Source organism: Pseudomonas sp. G5(2012) (genome assembly GCF_000408945.1).
Lineage (GTDB): Bacteria > Pseudomonadota > Gammaproteobacteria > Pseudomonadales > Pseudomonadaceae > Aquipseudomonas > Aquipseudomonas umsongensis.
Genome location: NZ_APIO01000010.1, coordinates 87,563 through 104,710, shown reverse-complemented (window position 1 = coordinate 104,710; position 17,148 = coordinate 87,563). Strand labels below are relative to the sequence as shown.

Genomic DNA, 17,148 nt, shown 5'->3' with positions numbered 1-17,148 from the left:
AAAAGATCGCAGCCTGCGGCAGCTCCTACAGGACCCACAAGAAAAGGATCCCCGCGTGACTGCCAAACCGCAAAGCGCCCTGATATCCCCGTTGCAGACCGCCCGCCAATTGGCCGCCGAGTTTGCCTTGACCGCCGTCGAGCGCGACGAGCGTGGCGGTACGCCCAAGACTGAGCGCGATGCGCTGCGCCACAGCGGCCTGCTGGCGCTAAGCATTCCCAGACAGTTCGGCGGCCTGGGTGCGAGCTGGAGTGAAACCCTGACCATCGTGCGCGAGTTCGCCAAGGTCGACAGCTCGATTGCCCATGTGTTCGGCTTCCATCACCTGATGCTCGCCACCGTGCGCCTGTTCGCCCGGCCCGAACAATGGCAGCCGTGGTTTGAACAAACCGCGCGCAAGAACTGGTTCTGGGGTAATGCCCTCAACCCCCTGGACACCCGCACCGTGGTGAAAAACCTTGGCGGCTGGCGTGAGTTTTCCGGCAAGAAAAGTTTTTGCTCCGGCGCCAGTGATTCAGAAATGCTGATCGCCTCGGCAGTGGATGAAAACGCCGGTGGCAAGCTGTTGATCGCCGCCATTCCCAGCGGCCGTAGCGGCATTACCCTGCACAGCGACTGGAACAACATCGGTCAGCGTCAAACCGACAGTGGCAGCGCGACCTTCGAACGGGTACGGGTCGAAGAGTCGGAACTGCTGCTCGATCCGGGTCCGTTGAGTACGCCGTTCGCCTGCCTGCGCCCGCTGATCGCCCAGCTCACGTTTACTCACCTGTTCCTCGGCATCGCCGAAGGCGCCTTCGAAGAGGCGCGGCAATACACACTGACCGAAACCCGGCCATGGCATAAATCCACTGCCAAGGAAGTGAGCCAGGACCCCTATGTGCTCGGTCACTACGGTGAATTCTGGGTGGCCCTCGAAGGCGTGCGTTTGCTGGTGGAGCGTGCCGCCGACTTGCTCGACAAGGCCTGGGCCAAAGGTCCTAGCCTCAGTGCCGAGGAGCGCGGATATCTCGCCACCGCCATCGCCGCGGCCAAGGTCGCGGCAACGCGCAATGGCCTGGAGTTGTGCAGCCGCTTGTTCGAGGTGACCGGCGCGCGTTCGACCCATGCCTCGCTGCGCCTGGACCGTCATTGGCGCAACCTGCGCACGCAAACCCTGCACGACCCGGTGGATTACAAACTCCAGGAACTGGGTGACTGGGCGCTGAACCAGGCCCTGCCGATTCCGACTTTCTATTCATAGCTTGCCCATCAAGGAGCGTGCCCCCATGCAACTGCTGACCTTACCGCCCTCGCCCGCTCTGGCCACGTCGATACGCGCCACGGCGCAGGTCTTCGAAGATCCGAAATCCCAGGCCTTGCTGGCGCATTTGCAACAAGTCGCACCCAGTGATGCCAGCGTGCTGATCATTGGTGAAACCGGCACCGGAAAAGAGTTGGTGGCGCGTCATATCCACAATCTCAGCGCCCGGCGTAACCGGCCATTCGTAGCGGTGAACTGCGGTGCGTTCTCTGAATCCTTGGTCGAAGCCGAATTGTTCGGTCATGAAAAAGGTGCATTTACCGGTGCCCTGAGCGCCAAGGCCGGCTGGTTCGAGGAAGCCAACGGGGGCACGTTGTTCCTCGATGAAATCGGCGACTTGCCGATGGCGATCCAGGTCAAGTTGTTGCGCGTGCTGCAGGAGCGAGAAGTGGTACGCCTGGGGTCGCGCAAGAGTATTCCCATTGATGTGCGCGTGCTCGCGGCCACCAACGTGCAACTGGAAAAAGCCATCAACGCCGGGCACTTTCGCGAAGACCTGTATTACCGGCTCGACGTCGTCAGCCTGGAACTGAGCCCGCTGCGCGATCGCCCGGGCGACATCCTGCCGCTGACGCGTCACTTCATCAATGCCTATAGTCAGCGCCTGGGTTACGGCGACATCACCATCAGCAAAGAGGCCGAACTGAAACTGCGCAGCTACAGTTGGCCGGGCAATATCCGCGAACTGGAAAACGTGATTCACCACACCCTGTTGATTTGCCGTAACGGCGTGATCGAACGCGATGACCTGCGCCTGTCGAACATGCGCATCGAGCGTCAGGACGACTATCACAGCCAGGTCGACGACTGCGCCGAAGCCCTGCTCGACCGGGCCTTCCAGAAACTCTTCGACCAACAGGCCGGCGCGCTGCATGAGAAAGTCGAAGATGCCTTGATGCGCGCCGCCTATCGTTTCAGCCATTACAACCAGGTGCACACCGCCGCCCTGCTGGGGCTGAGCCGCAATGTGACCCGCACGCGCCTGATCAAGATGGGTGAACTGGCGGTGAACAAACGCCGGCCCGCAGAAAACATTCAGGGTGAGCGCTTGGTGCAACTGTCGATCTAACCCACCAGCGTGCAGTGCAACCCGTGGTCGGGGCTGCGTTCCAGGCTGTGCAGCACCTGGAACGAGCCGAAGGTCACGGTCTTCGCCTGATGAGCGCGAATCAGTTGCCAGAAATCCTGTTCCCCGCTTTCGAACGCCTGAAACGCCGCCTCCCCCGCCTCGCGGGTTTGCCATTGCAGGTAGTTGAGCACCCGTCGCCCGTCTTCGCTGGCCTGGATGCTGGCACTCAGAAAGCCGCTGTGGTGCTGGGCCAGACGCTCGGTCTGCCGCGACAGCGCTGACACCAGGGCCGATTGCTGTTGCGGTTCGATTTCGAATTCGATCAGTTGGGTGAAGCTGCGATGTTTCGCTGGCGCGTGCATGAATAATCCCCCACTCAGGTGCAAGGCGAATCTTGCGATCCGAAGGTGTGCAGGGTAAAACCTCCAGTTAAGTAAAGGTCAAGAGGCATTTTTCAAATGATCACCTTGGAAAACCTGCATAAGGAACTCAGCGTCGGCCAATTGGCCGCCCGTAGCGGCGTCGCAGTCACGGCGCTGCACTTTTATGAATCCAAGGGGTTGATCAGGAGCAATCGCAACCAGGGCAACCAACGACGCTATCCAAGGGAAGTGCTGCGGCGGGTGGCGTTGATCAAGGTGGCCCAGCGGCTGGGCATTCCGTTGGCGGAGATTGGCGAGGCACTCAAGGCACTGCCGGATAACCGTGCACCGACGGCGGCGGATTGGAAGGATATGTCGGCGCAGTGGGGTCGGGATCTGGATGAGCGGATCAATCAGTTGACGTTGTTGCGCGACAAACTCAATGGCTGCATTGGCTGTGGGTGTTTGTCGATGGAGGCCTGTCCGTTGCGTAATTTTGGGGATGTGCTGGGGGAGCAGGGACCAGGGGCGCAACTGCTGGAATCGGGAATCGATCCAAGAATGAGTTGAGCCCTTCGCGAGCAAGCCCGCTCCCACATTCGACTAGGTTCCACCTGAAGAACTCGGTCAAAAGGTGGGAGCGGGCTTGCTCGCGAAGCGGTCTGCCAGGCGACGAAGATTAGAACCCCGGCGCGATCTGGCCTTTGTAACGAGTCAGGATGAACTGGCGCACCTCATCGGAGTTCAACGCCTTGGCCAGTTTCCGCAGGCCCGGATCGTTGATGTTGTCCGGCCGTGCCACCAGGAACTCGATGTAAAGGCTCTTGCCCTTCTCCACGATCAAGGCACTGTTGGTATCGATCCCGGCCTCCAGGGCGTAGTTGGCGAAGACGAACGCCAGGTCGACCTGACTCACCGAACGCGCCAGCAATGCGCCCTCCAGTTCACGGATTTTCAGGTGCTTGGGGTTTTCAACGATGTCCCGCTGGGTCGCCAGGGTGTTGCCGGGGTCCTTGAGTTTGATCAGACCCGTTTCGTGCAAGAGCACCAAGGCACGACCGGTATTGACCGGGTCGTTGGGGATCGAAACGGTGGCGCCGTCCTTGAGCTCGGTGATGTTTTTGATTTTGGTCGAGTAAGCACCGAACGGCTCGATGTGCACGCCCACCACCGGCACCAGGTCGGTGTGACGGGTCTTGTTGTAGTCATCGAGGAACGGCCGATACTGGTAATAGTTGGCGTCGAGATTCTTCAGCGCGAGCTGCTGGTTGGGCTGGATGAAATCGGTGAACACCTTGATGTCCAGGTCTACGCCTTCCTTGGCCAGCGTCGGTTTGACGAATTCGAGGATTTCCGCGTGCGGCACCGGGGTGGCGCCGACGGTCAGTTTTTCGTCGGCGTGAACGCTCGCGTTCCGCATCTTGCTCCAGCAGGATGGCGGCGACCTGTTCAGCTACCCGCAGCGCTTCGGCTTCGTCGGCGATCCGGTGGGCGGCCGGCGGGTTGATCGGATAAACGGCAGATTGGGACATGCAAGGCTCTCGATACCAGTGTTTATCGAAGGTCATTGCAGCTTCCGTGCCTGATGGCGCAGGTCAGTGTTCAAAGGGGGTTCAGGCTATTTCGAAGATTTCTTCGTGACGAAGTCAGGCAATCTGCTGCTTCACTGTTGGTGGCTGAACAGTGTCGATGAACCCTCAGGTTCGGAGCGCGTCGGGACAATCTTTTTGGAAACTTGAAACATGCTGAAGATCAAAACAAAAGATCGCAGCCTGCGGCAACTCCTACAATTGTTCGGCTGGAGAGCGATCTTCAATCCACAAGAAAAGGGAGAACCATCATGAGCGTTAAACCGATTCCAGAGGGTTATCACAGCATCACCCCATACCTGGGCATTCAAAAAGCCGCCGAAGCCATCGAGTTCTACAAAAAAGCCTTCGGCGCCATCGAGGTCATGCGCCTGGCCATGCCCGATGGCGGCATCGGCCACGCCGAACTGCGCATCGGCGACTGCCCGATCATGCTCGGCACACCCTGCGATCAAGGGCCGCTGAGCAATCCAGACAACTCGCCGTCGGTAGGCTTGCATCTGTACGTGACCGATGTGGACAAGTCCTACAAACAGGCGATCGAGGCTGGCGGCATCGTGGTGTCAGAGGTCAAGGATCAATTTTACGGCGACCGTTCCGGGACCTTGAGGGACCCCTACGGGCACCTGTGGTTCCTGGCCACACGTAAAGAGGATCTGACCCAGGAGCAGATCGAGCAGCGGGCGAAAGAGATGTTTCAGCAAGGCTGACGCACTGTTGGCTTGTAGGAGCCAGGCTTGCCGGCGAACTGTTCGCCGCGGTGCACCTGACGGACCGCATTATCGTTCTTCGCGGGCAAACCTACCTCCTACGACGAAACACGAAACACGAAACACGAAACATTTTCTTTCATATCACCCTTCGGGATTTCGGGTGCTCATCCGTCCTATATAGATGCAGTCCTGTCGCGTGGGCAAAAGCCACGACCGGACCGTCCATGGACCTCATCGCTGCGAAGCCCGTAGCAGAGGCCCTTCATCGATATAAGACGCCTCAATCATGTCGAAGAAATCCCGCTCAAAAATCTGGTTCCTGGTCCACAGCTGGCTGGCACTGCCGATCTGGTTTTTCGTGCTGATCGTCTGTGTGACCGGCACGCTGGCGGTGGTCAGCCAGGAGATCGTCTGGCTGGCCAATCCGCAAATGCGTGCCAGCCAACCGGCGGATGACGCGCCACGGCTCAATTACGACCAGATCGTTGCCGCGATCAAGCAAGCCGAACCCGACATCATCGTCGACAGCATCAGCCGCCCCGACGAAGCACATTTCGCGCTGGACGTTCGCGTCAACTACCCCGATGGGCGTGAGTTGACGGTGTACGTCAACCCATACACCGGCGCCATCCAGGGCCCCGCGCCGCCATTCAACTTCCAGGCGTTCACTCGAGCCCTGCATGGCTGGTGGTTGGTGCCGTTCACCAACGGCTACAGCTGGGGTTGGTACCTGGTGTCGTTCCTCAGCCTGCCGATGCTGGCCTCCCTGGTGACAGGCCTGGTGGTGTACAAGCGCTTCTGGAAAGGCTTTTTCCGGCCAACCCTGCGCATTCGCCAAGGCGCACGGATTTTCTGGGGAGATTTCCATCGCCTCAGCGGCATCTGGTCGATCTGGTTCATCGCGGTTATTTCCGTCACCAGCACCTGGTTCCTGATCGAAGCGTTCATGTTCGATAACCAGATTTCCATCTCCACCGCGCCGGTGGCGGCCGTGGTCCCGCGTGAAAGCGTGCCGCTCACCACCGATGGATCGCCCACGCCGATGATCAGCCTGGAGGCGGCGATCCGCGAGGCCAAGGCGCGCATCCCGGGGCTCGACGAGAGCTTTGTGAGTATGCCGGCCAACGCCTACAGCTACCTGTCGGTGGGCGGGCGCAGTTGGTATCCGCTGATGTTCCAGACAGCCGACATCAATCCCTACACTGGCGAAGTCGCCGCCACGCGCCTGCTGTCGGACCGCTCGAGCCTGGAGTTCGTGACCGAATCCATGCGTCCGCTGCACACCGGTGATTTCGGCGGAATCTGGATCAAGCTGATCTGGTGCTTCTTCGGCCTGCTGTTGAGCATGATGGTGCTCAGCGGCCTGCTGATCTGGACCAAGCGCACCGCCCTGGCCACGGCCAACGCCCTCAAGCGCAGCAACAAACGACCACGCGACGAGGCTGCTACGGCGAGCAGCGCTGGAACCACGGAGATCAGCCAATGAGCCAGGTCCCCACGCACGCAACCCGTTCGACGCTGAGCCGCTTCTGGCACAAATGGCGTTTCCACATCAACGTTCTGCTGCTGCTGGTGCCGCTGGGTTTCATGCCCAAGTACTTCGCCGATGCCGCGCTGTTTCGCGGTGATACGGGCCTGGGCGAGCGGGAAATCGGCGAAGTCCAGGTCGGCCCCTGGAGCCTGCGCCTGGCCGAACTTCGTAATGAAGCACCACGGCCCGATGGCCCGGCCGGCTACATGAAGAGCTTCAACGCCGCGCTATGCGACAGCTGTCGCGAGCAGGTCAAGGCGACTTACCTGCGCATCGGCAAGCCCCGCAGCCTGCGCGCCGCCGGAGTGATTTTCTTCGGCACGCCCTACCGTATGGGCGCCATGCTGCCGGTCCCGGCAAAAACCAAGGCCGACGCCGAACTGTGGATCACCATGGAAGGCTGGGACGGCTCCATGCATCAGGCATCCATTCCTCTGAGCCAGGCCTCCCCCGCCACCCTCGCCTGGCTGTCCACCCAAGGAGGCAAACCATGATCAACCTCATCCGCCCTATGAGCGCCGCGTTGCTGGTACTTAGTGCCGGCTTCAGCGCCAGCGCCCTGTCGCACAACCCGATGTGCGAGTGCAAGGCCATCGACGCCGAGCAGATCAAGTGCACCGGCGGTTTTTCCGACGGCAGCGGTGCACCTGGCGTGACCCTGGACGTGATCGGCTACGACGAAACCATTTTGGTGCCGGGCAAGCTCGGGGCCGACTCGACCTTGACCTTCAAGAAGCCCGGTGCCGAGTTCTATGTGCTGTTCGACGCAGGCCCCGGCCACGTAGTCGAGATCGACCAGGCGGACATCGAAAGCCCATGAGTACGCCAACCACGCACATCGTCCGCCCGGCCGGCGCCGGCCATGAAACCCTCTATGTATTGCTGTTGTGCCTGATGATCCTGGCGGTGGCAGGTTCAGTAGTCGCCTGGCGCGGCGAGTCGCCGCAAGTGAGCAGCGTCAACAGTCATCAACTGGATGCCCGCCGCGATCTGAGCGCTTCCGAACAAGGCATCTACGCCGATTTACGCGTGACGCTGGATGAGATTCACCTGCTGCGCCAGGAACAACACAGCCTGCCGACACCTGAAAGCCTCGCCGATGAAGGATTTGCCCCCTTTGCCCGGGACGCCAGCTCGGTCAGTCGTGGTGGCCATGCCTGGCAATTGCTCGAGGCCGGGGCGTACTTCGGGCAGAGCCAGAGCGTCGACATGGCGGGCTCGTTCCTGATGCGCCTGAGTGCGAACGACGACGCCCCGGACATCTGGCTCAACCGCGCCGCCGACCTCAAGGCCCCTGTCGACCTCAGCGATGCCACGCTCGAAGGCACCGGCTGGCAGCAGGTCGTCGCGCAATTCGATGCCGGCGTGACCCGCCAGCACCGGCACTGAACCCTCGCCTTCCTCCGAGAGAAGACCGCTTTCCCATGCCTATTTCATCGCTACGTTCTTTCCTGCGCCTGTCACTGGTCGGCCTGCTGACCTGCCTGGTGATACCACTGGCCAGCGCCGACGAGGCCAAGCGCCTGCGCATCGGCATCACCCTGCACCCGTATTACAGTTATGTGGCCAACATTGTCGGCGACAAGGCCGAGGTGGTGCCGCTGATTCCCGCAGGCTTCAACCCGCACGCCTACGAGCCGCGTGCCGAGGACATCAAGCGCATCAGCGGGCTCGACGTGATCGTGCTCAACGGCGTCGGCCATGACGACTTCGCCGACCGCATGATCGCTGCCAGTGAAACGCCGAACGTGCCGGTGATCGAGGCCAACGAAAACGTGCCGTTGCTGGCTGCCACCGGCGTCGCCGCGCGTGGCGCGGGCAAAGTGGTCAACCCGCATACCTTCCTGTCGATCAGCGCCTCGATTGCCCAGGTCAACAATATCGCCCGTGAACTGGGAAAACTCGACCCGGCCAACGCCAGGACCTACACCGAGAACGCCCGCGCCTACGGCAAGCGCCTGCGCAAGATGCGCGCCGACGCCCTCGCCAAATTGACCGCGGCGCCGAACGCCGAGTTGCGCGTGGCCACGGTTCACGCCGCCTACGATTACCTGCTGCGCGAATTCGGCCTGGAAGTGACTGCGGTGGTCGAGCCGGCCCACGGCATCGAACCCAGCCCAAGCCAGCTGAAAAAGACCATCGACCAACTGCGTGAACTGGACGTTAAAGTGATCTTTTCGGAGATGGATTTCCCCTCCACCTATGTCGACACCATCCAGCGCGAATCCGGGGTGAAGCTGTATCCGCTGTCGCATATCTCCTACGGCGAATACACCGCCGACAAGTACGAAAAGGAAATGACTGGCAACCTCAACACCGTGGTGCGGGCGATTCAGGAGTCCGGGGCATGACATCAAAAGCAACCATCCCGGGCGATGCACAATCCCCTGTGGGAGCGAGCCTGCTCGCGGAGGCGTCCAGCCAGGCGACATCATCATTGAATGACACAGCTCAATCTCGAGCAGACTCACGCCTGCAGGTTTCGGGTCCGACCCTGGATTTCGCCGACATCAGCCTGACCCTCGGTCGCACGACCATCCTCGACAACGTCACTTTTCAAGTGAGGCCCGGTAGTGTGCATGCGCTGGTAGGCCCCAACGGCGGCGGTAAAAGTTCGTTGATCAAGACCCTGCTCGGACAGATGCCGCACCAGGGCCGCTTGAGCCTGCAATGGCCAGGCGAGCCGGGAACGATCGGCTACGTGCCCCAGGCGCTGGAATTCGATCGCGGCCTGCCAATGACCGTTGACGATTTCATGGCCGCGATGTGCCAGCGACGCCCGGCGTTCCTTGGCTTGAGCAAGCACTACGCGAAGGCGATTGGCGACGCGCTGGAGCGGGTCGGCATGCAGGACAAGCGCAAGCGCCGCATGGGCGCGCTGTCGGGAGGCGAGCGTCAGCGGGTGTTGTTGGCGCAAGGACTGATTCCGGCGCCGCAACTGCTGGTGCTCGACGAACCGATGTCGGCCCTTGATGAAGCCGGCATCCGCGTGTTCGAACGCTTGCTGGACGATTGGCGTGCGGCGGGCATCACCGTGCTGTGGATCGAGCACGACCTGGAAGCGGTCGGACGCCTGGCCGATCACGTCACCGGGCTGAATCGCCGCGTGCTGTTCGACGCCACGCCACGACAAGCGCTGACCCCCGATCGCCTGCTCTCCTTGTTTTCGACCCATCCACGGAGCGCTGCCTGATGAGTTACGAAGCCTTTCGATTGATGGTCCAGGGGTGGGCCTCGTCGGGTTATCTGCCTGAGGCGCTGGCCTATGGATTTGTCGTCAACGCCTTGCTCGCCGGCCTGTTGATCGGCCCGGTGCTGGGCGGTCTGGGTACCCTGGTGGTGGTCAAGCGCTTCGCGTTTTTCTCCGAAGCGGTGGGCCACGCGGCACTGACCGGCGTGGCCATCGGCATCCTCCTGGGCGAACCCTACACCGGGCCATACGGCAGCTTGTTCGGCTACTGCCTGCTGTTCGGCATCTTGCTCAACTACCTGCGCAACCGCACGGGCCTGGCGCCGGATACGTTGATCGGTGTGTTTCTGTCCGTGTCGTTGGCGTTGGGTGCCAGTCTGCTGCTGATCCTGGCGGGCAAAATCAACGTGCACATCCTCGAGAACGTATTGTTCGGATCGGTGCTGACGGTCAACGGCAATGACCTGCTGGTGCTGGCCATCGTCGGTTCGCTGGTCATGGCCCTGGCCTTGCCGCTGTACAACCGCATCATGCTCGCCAGCTTCAACCCGCAATTGGCGGCAGTGCGCGGGGTGGCGGTGAAGTCCCTGGATTATCTGTTCGTAATTCTGGTAACGCTGATCACTGTCGCCGCCGTGAAAGTCATCGGCGCCATCCTCGTTGGTGCATTACTGGTGATACCGGCCGCGGCGGCGCGCCTGCTCAGCCAGTCACTGAAGGGCTTCTTCTGGTACTCGGTGCTGATCGCCACAGTGAGCACGCTGTGCGGGATTCTCGCGCCGATTGTCTTTGACCTGCCGATCCCCTCCGGTGCCGCGATCATCCTGGTGGCCGGTATCGCCTTTGCCCTGGCCGCCATCGCGCGCGGCGTCGTCCCCAGCCTCAAAGGGAACCTTGGATAAATGTCATTTTCTCTGCGACAACTGACCCTGGCGCTCGCCCTGTGCGGGCTGGCCACAACCGCCATCGGCGCTGACAACAGCAAACCTTTACGGGTGCTGGCTTCATTGCCGATCACCTACGGCCTGGGCGAAGTGCTGCTCAAAGGCACCGATGTCAGCCTTGAGCGCGCGGCGCCAGCCAACCTGCCTGGCAGCCGTCAGACCGCCTACTTCACCGGACGTGGCGCTCCGGCGCTGGCCAAGCTGGCGACCGGCGCCGATGCGGTGATCGGCTTGCGCTCGCTGTGGCCGGACGATCCGCTGTACCCGATCTCCCGGCGCAGCAACATCCGCATCATCGAAGTCGACGCCGCGCGTCCAGTGGATGGCGCCCTGCCCGGCATTGCCGTGCAGCCGGGCAGCAAGGTCGATGGCTTGAACAGTCAGCCATGGCTGGCCAGTAACAACATGGGACGCATGGCCGACGTGATGGCGGCGGACCTGGTGCGCCTGGCCCCCACGGCCAAACCTGCGATCGAGGCGAACCTGGCGACGCTGAAACAGCGGTTGCTCAAACTCAGCGCCGACAGCGAAGCGCGCCTGGCTGCCACGGACAACCTCAGCGTGATGAGCCTCAGCGATCACCTTGGCTACCTGATCGGCGGGCTCAATCTGGAGTTGGTTGGGCTCGATGCACGGCCGGATGCCGAATGGACGCCAGAGGCGCTGAAGGTATTGGAGGCGACGCTCAAGGACAATGATGTGGCGGTGGTGTTGCATCATCGGCAGCCCCCAGACGCGGTGAAAGCGGCGATTACGGAGGCCGGGAGTCGGTTGGTAGTGTTGAGTGTCGACGCCGCTGATCCGGTGGCGGAACTGGAAGGAAATGTGGATCTGCTGATCAAGGGGTTGAGCGGCGCGTACCTGTAGGAGCCAGGCTTGCCGGCGAAGAACGATAACTCAGTGTGACAGCTACACCGCAGTGTCTGGTTCTCGGGGCCTCATCGCTCGCTCCTACAGAATGAAAAAGCCCGCTGACCAGACCGGCTCAGCGGGCTTTTTGTTTGCAGGCGTTGACTCAGTGCGCCACAGCCACCTGCTCATCCATCTTCTGGCGCAGACTCAGCGGACGCATATCGGTCCAAGTCTCTTCAATATAGGCCAGGCATTCTTTTTTCAGCCCGCTTTTGCCCACGGTACGCCAGCCCTCGGGCATGGCTTTGTAGTCGGGCCAGATCGAGTATTGCTCTTCATGGTTGACCACGACCTGAAAGAGGATGTCCTCGCGGTCGAATACTGACGTCATGCTGTCTCTCCATCGCTGCAGGGTCGGCTGTACGCTGTGTGCAGCCGCTATATGGAAGGAACGTTCCAGGGCTCTGGAAATTTAGAGACTGGCGGTGGCAGCGGCCAATGCCCTGCCGAAAATCTCGGCCACTCGATCAATTTCCGAGGCGGTGATCACCAGCGGTGGCAGAAAGCGAACCACGGCACCCAGGCGGCCGCCCAGTTCAAGGATCAAGCCGCGCTTGAGGCATTCACGCTGCACCAACGGCGCCAGTCGCGCAAACGCCGGAGGATGACCCAGGGCATCCGTCACTCCGGTCGGATCGACCAGCTCCACACCGAGCATCAGGCCTCGACCTCGAATATCACCCAGTTGCGGGAAGTCGCGCTGAAGGATGCGCAGGTGCTCGTTCAGGCGTTTGCCCATGGCGGCGGCATGTTCGCAAACCTTGTGTTCGACCAGGTAACGCATCACGGCGGAACCGGCGGCCATCGCCATCTGATTGCCGCGGAAAGTCCCGGCATGGGCGCCCGGCAGCCAGGTGTCGAGCCAGTCGCGATAGACCACCACGGCTAATGGCAAGCTGCCGCCGATTGCCTTGGACATGACTACCACGTCCGGAATGATCCCGGCGTGCTCGAAAGCGAACATCTTGCCGGTACGGGCAAAGCCGCTCTGAATCTCGTCGACGATCAACGCCACGCCGGCTTTTTCGGTAATCCGGCGCAAGCCGCGCAACCAGTCGAGATCGGCCGGGATGACCCCACCCTCCCCCTGCACTACTTCGACGATCACTGCAGCCGGCAGCTGCACGCCGGCCTCGGGATCGTTCAACAGGTTTTCCAGATAGTGGAGGTTGGCCTTCACCCCCTGAGCGCCACCCAGGCCAAACGGGCAACGGTAATCGTAAGGGTACGGCATGAACTGCACGCCGCTACTAAGCAACGCACCCAGGGGCTTCTTCGGCCCAAGGCTGCCCATCAGGCTCAACGCGCCCTGGCTCATGCCGTGGTAACCGCCCTGGAATGACAGCACGGTGCTGCGGCCGGTGGCCGTACGCACCAGTTTCAGCGCGGCTTCCACCGCATCGGTGCCGGTGGGACCGCAAAACTGGATCTTCGCTTGTGCAGCCAAGGCTTTTGGTAACAAGCCGAACAGGTCCTGGACGAATTGATCCTTAACCGGCGTGGTCAGGTCCAGGGTGTGCAGCGGCAGTTCGTCGGCCAGCACGCGCTGGATCGCTTCGATCACCACCGGGTGGTTGTGCCCCAGGGCCAGCGTCCCGGCGCCGGCCAGGCAATCGATGAACGTGCGACCCTCAACATCTTCGACATACAGGCCCTTGGCGCGCTTGAGTGCCAGGGGAATACGGCGCGGATAGCTGCGGGCGTTGGACTCCTGCTGGCTTTGACGCGCCAGCAACGGCGATTCGTTGAACTGATAAAGCGTGTCGGCCGGCACCGGAGTAAACCGGGCCGACTGGTCTTGCACAAGCCTGGTAGCGACGGACATCTCTCGACCCCTCAATAAGGTTTTCCTGTTCTGGAAACGCACCGGGAGCCCGAGGATTTAGACCACAGCCAACGCTTTGTGCATGGGGATGGCATAGAGACCCGCTACCGCGAACGCCTGGGCGTAGGCCCGATAACCCAGGCGCCGGTAAAAAGCCTCGCCGGTGCGGGTGCTGTTGAGTCGTGAATGCCGCAGCCCCTGACCGATCAACCAACCTTCGAGATCGCGCACCAGCGCTTTCCCGATCCCGCGACGAAACCATTCCGGCAGTACGTAACAGAACGCTACCTTGCCGTTGCTGGAGGCCATGGCGACACCCACGGGTTTGTCCTGCAAGAGCGCGATGTTCAGGTACAACCGCCGGTCGGTGAACCAGGGAAGAATGTGTTCGATGGTCTTGTTATGGGTCCAGTTGGCAACGGTTCGCAGGTTGTTGCGGTGGTCGGGCACGCAACCGACCCGGATGGAGCGCTTTATGATGCGACAAATGATGCCGGCGTCCGCCGGGGTTGCCTGGCAGGTGTGTAGCGAAGCTTCCATGATGCTGTGACCTCAGTCCGTTGAGTCTGAGCAACGATAGTCGTGGAAGGTCCGGGCGGCCAATACCGAGAAGTTACATCTCATGTGCAACACAAACCCAATGCAGGAGCAGCCTTCGGCAGCTCCTGCAGGGGTGTTCAGGTCGGCTGCAACGGCATCGTCAGTTCCACCCGCAAGCCATCCGGCCGGCTGTCGAAATGCAGGGTGCAACCACAGCGCTGGACGATCGCCTGGACAATCGCCAGGCCGAGGCCGCACCCGTTGCTCTGGCCGTTGCGCCAGAAGCGTTGGGTCAGGTGTTGCAGGTCGTCATCGGCAATGCCAGGGCCATGGTCCCGCACCACGAACTGCACGCGGTTACCGCTGGTTTGAAGGCTCAGCTCCACCGGCCCCTCGTCGGGTGTATGGCGCAAGGCGTTGTCCAGGAGGTTACGCAGTGCGGCAATCGACAGCACCGCGGGCATTTTCACCGGGGCATGGGAGACCCTGGTCGGCAGCTGGAGCCTGATGCGCTGACGATCACCACCGGCCGCATCCTGTATGGCGAGTTTCGCCACCTGCTCGGCACTGCACTGCACACCATCGTCAAACGACAGGCTGCCCTCGACTCGCGCCAGCAACAGCAGTTGTTCGAGGGTGCGATGCAGACGGTCGGCGCCCTCTTCGGCCCGGGCCAGGGATTGATCCCGTGCCGCGCCTTCGGTCATGCGCGCCACTTGCAGGTGAGTCTTGATGGCGGTCAGCGGGCTGCGCAATTCATGGGCTGCGTCACCGGTCAGCCGACGCTCGCGCTCGATGGTCTTGCCGATGCGCTGGAACAACTGGTTCTGCGTGTCGAGCAAGGGCTGCAGTTCACTGGGCAACGGCTGGACCTGCAAAGGCTCAAGCGAGTCAGGGCTGCGGCGCATCAAGGCGTCGCGCATGCGATTGAGCGGCGCCAGTCCCTGACCGATGCCGAGCCAGAGCAGGCACAGGCAACCGAGCAGTGCCACGCCCACCGGCACAGAAGCGGCCAGCAGGATCGACATGTTCAGCGCCTCGCGTTCGATTTGCCGGTCGGCCGTGGTGATCCGCAGGTCGCCACGGGCCAGGGTGAAGCTGCGCCACGGCGCACCGTCGATGATCTGGTCGTGGAACCCCATTTTCTCGGCTTCCAGGGTTTGCCCCGGATCACTGTGGCTGCGGGCGAGGATTTCACCCCGTAGCGAACTGACCTGACACGCCATGCCGCCGGGAATATTCAGTTTCTCGGAACTGAAATGGGTACCCTCGCCCTTGCTCGGCAACGCCGGCAATTGCTCCATGAGCCCGGCGACCATACGTGCCGAGGCCACCAGGCGCTGGTCGAGGGAAAACATCATCTGGTTGCGCAAATCGCTGAGCATCCAGGCCGCTGCCAGGGCCCAGATCAGGGCAAAAGCGCCGCCGAGCGTCAGGCTCAGGCGCAAACGCAGGCTCATCACTTTTTCAGTTCCCCTGCCCCATCAGCCGGGCCCAGGCGATAACCCAGGCCGCGCACGGTCTCGACGATGCCGTTGCCGAGCTTGCGCCGCAGGTGATGGATATGAACGTTGAGGGCGTTGCTTTCCAGTTCGTCGTTAAAACCATAGACGCTGTCCTTGAGCTGCTCGGTCGACAGCACCCGGCCACGGTTATGCAGCAGCGCCTGCAACAGTGACTGCTCACGGCGCGACAGGTCCACCGGCTGGCCGGCCAGGGTAGTTTCACGACTGCTCGGATCGTATGTCAGCGGGCCATGCTCGATCAAATTGACGCTGCGCCCCGCCACCCGCCGCAACAGTGTGTGCAAGCGGGCGGCCAGTTCACGCAGATCGAAAGGCTTGAGCAGGTAATCATCCGCACCCGCCTGCAAGCCGTCGACACGATCCGTTACCGAGTCGCGGGCGGTGAGGATCAGCACCGGGATCTCCAAGCCGCTGTGGCGCAACTGCTGCAATAGCTTCAGGCCGTCTTCATCGGGTAACCCGAGGTCGAGCACCATCACGTCGAATTCCGCGACCTTGAGCATCGCCCGGGCAGCGGACGCCGTGGCGACGTGCTCCACGGTCAACCCCTGGGCGGTGAGACCGGCAACGATGCCGCTGGCGATCAGCTCATCGTCTTCGCAAACCAGTACGTGCATGGGCGCTCCAGAAATAAAAACCTGAGTGAAACAGCTCAGGATTAAGGCGTAATTATGTCAACTGCGACGACTGACGAACAGCCCGGCCGTCTGTCACCCCCATTCGTTATATTACAAATAGTTTAGTTGCATGACGATACAAACATCACTAAAAACCATTTCCTGCAAAATAAACCAGAGCGATAAACTATTTACCATACGAACACTACAATCCAACCATCAAATCAAAACCACCAATCCCTGAAGACCCTAATCGACAAACGAAAGAGCTTCACCCGCTGAAAGGAATCAGCCCATGCCAAACTTCAACAACTTCGTCGCTACAGATTGGCGCTCCGGCAAGGACCGCATTTACTTTTTCTTCAAAGATACCAACAAATACACCCGATTTGACCTTGGCGATCGTCAAGTCCCTGACAGCTTTCCTAGAGAAACCACGCAATACGCGTGGCCCGGTTTCCACGAAAATGCCGAGCACCTGCGGTTTGGCTTCACCACCACGGGCCTGGATACCAGAATCGCCGGTGGTTCCGACGACTTTTCCTGGTTTTTTTATTACGACGGCAAGACCCCAATGGTCTGTAAATACGACCAGGATCAAGATAAGACACTAAACAACTACCGTGTTGAAAACTCAATATGGGCGCCGATATTTCCCTATTTCGAGCGCATCGTAGCGGGCACCTGGTGGCAACTTACAGGTAAAAAATTCCTGTTTCGCCTCCTCCTCAATGACGGACATTACCTGTCTTTCGACTATCAAAAAAAACGACTGACACACGAAGAAATCACCGCCACCTCCATGCCTGGATTAGAGCGTTTTAAACACCGAATCATAACGGCCGCGCAGAATGACAGAACTTTTGCCGATAGTTTTTACTATATTTTTCTAAACCGAGGTCAGTTCCTCATCTACAACATCCAGCAAAACCATCTGCATTCCGGTCCGCACGGGACGAACGATGAGGCGTGGCCCGGCCTGTTCCGAGACTGAGTATTCGTGAAGGCGCGGTTAATCATCGGTTAA

General features: G+C 60.9%; 20 protein-coding genes and 1 pseudogene. 13 read left to right on the top strand and 8 right to left on the bottom strand.

Translation table 11 applies throughout. The annotated features are described in order from the left end of the window. Positions 1–55 precede the first annotated feature (55 nt). Both PG5_RS04820 and PG5_RS04815 read left to right on the top strand, forming a co-directional pair. Entirely contained in the window at positions 56–1,243 is a 1,188-nt protein-coding gene (locus PG5_RS04820) for an acyl-CoA dehydrogenase family protein (RefSeq protein WP_020795969.1), read from the top strand. Between the two features lie 25 nt (positions 1,244–1,268). After that, positions 1,269–2,372 (top strand): sigma-54-dependent Fis family transcriptional regulator, encoded by a 1,104-nt coding sequence (locus tag PG5_RS04815; RefSeq protein ID WP_020795968.1) that lies wholly within the window; start codon positions 1,269–1,271, stop codon positions 2,370–2,372. Here the strand turns inward: PG5_RS04815 and PG5_RS04810 are convergent. Further along, entirely contained in the window at positions 2,369–2,734 is a 366-nt protein-coding gene (locus PG5_RS04810) for an antibiotic biosynthesis monooxygenase (RefSeq protein WP_020795967.1), read from the bottom strand. The two genes, PG5_RS04815 and PG5_RS04810, sit on opposite strands and share 4 nt — an antisense overlap. 96 nt (positions 2,735–2,830) lie before the next feature. Between PG5_RS04810 and soxR the strand changes: the two genes are divergently transcribed. Then, positions 2,831–3,304 carry a redox-sensitive transcriptional activator SoxR gene (gene soxR / locus PG5_RS04805; RefSeq protein WP_020795966.1) on the top strand — a complete coding sequence of 158 codons (474 nt, stop codon included), beginning with the start codon at positions 2,831–2,833 and terminating at the stop codon, positions 3,302–3,304. A 109-nt stretch (positions 3,305–3,413) separates the two neighbouring features. On the opposite strand, the gene PG5_RS04800 is transcribed toward soxR, so the two are convergent. Together PG5_RS04800 and PG5_RS34755 are read right to left on the bottom strand one after the other, a co-directional pair. Continuing rightward, positions 3,414–4,154, bottom strand: a complete 741-nt coding sequence (locus PG5_RS04800) for a MetQ/NlpA family ABC transporter substrate-binding protein (protein ID WP_020795965.1) — start codon at positions 4,152–4,154, stop codon at positions 3,414–3,416. Continuing rightward, positions 4,129–4,266: pseudogene (locus PG5_RS34755) on the bottom strand (SfnB family sulfur acquisition oxidoreductase); the annotation flags it as partial. The gene PG5_RS04800 and the pseudogene PG5_RS34755, both read right to left, overlap by 26 nt. Before the next feature lie 308 nt (positions 4,267–4,574). Here PG5_RS34755 and PG5_RS04795 point away from each other — a divergent pair. The 9 genes from PG5_RS04795 to PG5_RS04755 all read left to right on the top strand — a co-directional run bounded on the left by PG5_RS04795 (position 4,575) and on the right by PG5_RS04755 (position 11,568). Further along, a complete protein-coding gene (locus PG5_RS04795; RefSeq protein ID WP_020795964.1) occupies positions 4,575–5,033 on the top strand; it encodes a VOC family protein in 459 nt (152 codons plus the stop codon). A 289-nt stretch (positions 5,034–5,322) separates the two neighbouring features. Further along, positions 5,323–6,522, top strand: a complete 1,200-nt coding sequence (locus PG5_RS04790; RefSeq protein ID WP_020795963.1) for a PepSY domain-containing protein — start codon at positions 5,323–5,325, stop codon at positions 6,520–6,522. Then, entirely contained in the window at positions 6,519–7,061 is a 543-nt protein-coding gene (locus PG5_RS04785) for a hypothetical protein (protein ID WP_020795962.1), read from the top strand. The genes PG5_RS04790 and PG5_RS04785 overlap by 4 nt, the downstream gene beginning before the upstream one ends. Then, the gene (locus PG5_RS04780; protein ID WP_020795961.1) at positions 7,058–7,387 is read left to right on the top strand and encodes a hypothetical protein; all 330 of its coding nucleotides are present in this window, start codon (positions 7,058–7,060) and stop codon (positions 7,385–7,387) included. Before PG5_RS04785 ends, PG5_RS04780 begins: the two co-directional genes overlap by 4 nt. Next, positions 7,384–7,956 (top strand): DUF6162 family protein, encoded by a 573-nt coding sequence (locus tag PG5_RS04775; protein ID WP_020795960.1) that lies wholly within the window; start codon positions 7,384–7,386, stop codon positions 7,954–7,956. Before PG5_RS04780 ends, PG5_RS04775 begins: the two co-directional genes overlap by 4 nt. A gap of 35 nt (positions 7,957–7,991) precedes the next feature. Continuing rightward, a complete protein-coding gene (locus tag PG5_RS04770; RefSeq protein WP_020795959.1) occupies positions 7,992–8,918 on the top strand; it encodes a metal ABC transporter substrate-binding protein in 927 nt (308 codons plus the stop codon). Beyond that, the gene (locus PG5_RS04765) at positions 8,915–9,760 is read left to right on the top strand and encodes a metal ABC transporter ATP-binding protein (protein ID WP_020795958.1); all 846 of its coding nucleotides are present in this window, start codon (positions 8,915–8,917) and stop codon (positions 9,758–9,760) included. The genes PG5_RS04770 and PG5_RS04765 overlap by 4 nt, the downstream gene beginning before the upstream one ends. Next, positions 9,760–10,659 (top strand): metal ABC transporter permease, encoded by a 900-nt coding sequence (locus PG5_RS04760; RefSeq protein WP_020795957.1) that lies wholly within the window; start codon positions 9,760–9,762, stop codon positions 10,657–10,659. Before PG5_RS04765 ends, PG5_RS04760 begins: the two co-directional genes overlap by 1 nt. Beyond that, a complete protein-coding gene (locus PG5_RS04755) occupies positions 10,660–11,568 on the top strand; it encodes a metal ABC transporter solute-binding protein, Zn/Mn family (protein WP_020795956.1) in 909 nt (302 codons plus the stop codon). Positions 11,569–11,716: 148 nt separating this feature from the next. On the opposite strand, the gene PG5_RS04750 is transcribed toward PG5_RS04755, so the two are convergent. From PG5_RS04750 to PG5_RS04730, 5 genes are all read right to left on the bottom strand, one after another. After that, a complete protein-coding gene (locus tag PG5_RS04750) occupies positions 11,717–11,944 on the bottom strand; it encodes an MbtH family protein (RefSeq protein ID WP_020795955.1) in 228 nt (75 codons plus the stop codon). A gap of 81 nt (positions 11,945–12,025) precedes the next feature. Further along, the gene (locus tag PG5_RS04745; protein ID WP_042955241.1) at positions 12,026–13,438 is read right to left on the bottom strand and encodes an aspartate aminotransferase family protein; all 1,413 of its coding nucleotides are present in this window, start codon (positions 13,436–13,438) and stop codon (positions 12,026–12,028) included. A 57-nt stretch (positions 13,439–13,495) separates the two neighbouring features. Further along, on the bottom strand, positions 13,496–13,978 hold the full coding sequence (locus PG5_RS04740; protein ID WP_020795953.1) for a GNAT family N-acetyltransferase: 483 nt from the start codon (positions 13,976–13,978) through the stop codon (positions 13,496–13,498). A 137-nt stretch (positions 13,979–14,115) separates the two neighbouring features. Then, complete coding sequence (locus PG5_RS04735) at positions 14,116–15,441, bottom strand: ATP-binding protein (RefSeq protein WP_042955240.1); 1,326 nt, start codon at positions 15,439–15,441, stop codon at positions 14,116–14,118. Beyond that, the gene (locus PG5_RS04730; protein ID WP_020795951.1) at positions 15,438–16,121 is read right to left on the bottom strand and encodes a response regulator; all 684 of its coding nucleotides are present in this window, start codon (positions 16,119–16,121) and stop codon (positions 15,438–15,440) included. The genes PG5_RS04735 and PG5_RS04730 overlap by 4 nt, the downstream gene beginning before the upstream one ends. 295 nt (positions 16,122–16,416) lie before the next feature. Here PG5_RS04730 and PG5_RS04725 point away from each other — a divergent pair, with 295 nt between their 5' ends. After that, positions 16,417–17,115, top strand: coding sequence for a hypothetical protein (locus PG5_RS04725; RefSeq protein WP_020795950.1), 699 nt, complete (start codon positions 16,417–16,419; stop codon positions 17,113–17,115). The last annotated feature ends 33 nt before the right edge of the window (positions 17,116–17,148 follow it).

What these genes read in the sequence shown, in the direction of transcription:
- PG5_RS04810 (WP_020795967.1), bottom strand. Translation starts at nt 2,734, where the DNA reads ATGCACGCGCCAGCGAAACATCGCAGCTTCACCCAACTGATCGAATTC.
- soxR (WP_020795966.1), top strand. Translation starts at nt 2,831, where the DNA reads ATGATCACCTTGGAAAACCTGCATAAGGAACTCAGCGTCGGCCAATTG.
- PG5_RS04765 (WP_020795958.1), top strand. Translation starts at nt 8,915, where the DNA reads ATGACATCAAAAGCAACCATCCCGGGCGATGCACAATCCCCTGTGGGA.
- PG5_RS04745 (WP_042955241.1), bottom strand. Translation starts at nt 13,438, where the DNA reads ATGTCCGTCGCTACCAGGCTTGTGCAAGACCAGTCGGCCCGGTTTACT.
- PG5_RS04730 (WP_020795951.1), bottom strand. Translation starts at nt 16,121, where the DNA reads ATGCACGTACTGGTTTGCGAAGACGATGAGCTGATCGCCAGCGGCATC.
- PG5_RS04795 (WP_020795964.1), top strand. Translation starts at nt 4,575, where the DNA reads ATGAGCGTTAAACCGATTCCAGAGGGTTATCACAGCATCACCCCATAC.
- PG5_RS04740 (WP_020795953.1), bottom strand. Translation starts at nt 13,978, where the DNA reads ATGGAAGCTTCGCTACACACCTGCCAGGCAACCCCGGCGGACGCCGGC.
- PG5_RS04815 (WP_020795968.1), top strand. Translation starts at nt 1,269, where the DNA reads ATGCAACTGCTGACCTTACCGCCCTCGCCCGCTCTGGCCACGTCGATA.
- PG5_RS04755 (WP_020795956.1), top strand. Translation starts at nt 10,660, where the DNA reads ATGTCATTTTCTCTGCGACAACTGACCCTGGCGCTCGCCCTGTGCGGG.
- PG5_RS04790 (WP_020795963.1), top strand. Translation starts at nt 5,323, where the DNA reads ATGTCGAAGAAATCCCGCTCAAAAATCTGGTTCCTGGTCCACAGCTGG.
- PG5_RS04785 (WP_020795962.1), top strand. Translation starts at nt 6,519, where the DNA reads ATGAGCCAGGTCCCCACGCACGCAACCCGTTCGACGCTGAGCCGCTTC.
- PG5_RS04780 (WP_020795961.1), top strand. Translation starts at nt 7,058, where the DNA reads ATGATCAACCTCATCCGCCCTATGAGCGCCGCGTTGCTGGTACTTAGT.
- PG5_RS04750 (WP_020795955.1), bottom strand. Translation starts at nt 11,944, where the DNA reads ATGACGTCAGTATTCGACCGCGAGGACATCCTCTTTCAGGTCGTGGTC.
- PG5_RS04760 (WP_020795957.1), top strand. Translation starts at nt 9,760, where the DNA reads ATGAGTTACGAAGCCTTTCGATTGATGGTCCAGGGGTGGGCCTCGTCG.
- PG5_RS04775 (WP_020795960.1), top strand. Translation starts at nt 7,384, where the DNA reads ATGAGTACGCCAACCACGCACATCGTCCGCCCGGCCGGCGCCGGCCAT.
- PG5_RS04770 (WP_020795959.1), top strand. Translation starts at nt 7,992, where the DNA reads ATGCCTATTTCATCGCTACGTTCTTTCCTGCGCCTGTCACTGGTCGGC.
- PG5_RS04725 (WP_020795950.1), top strand. Translation starts at nt 16,417, where the DNA reads ATGCCAAACTTCAACAACTTCGTCGCTACAGATTGGCGCTCCGGCAAG.
- PG5_RS04800 (WP_020795965.1), bottom strand. Translation starts at nt 4,154, where the DNA reads ATGCGGAACGCGAGCGTTCACGCCGACGAAAAACTGACCGTCGGCGCC.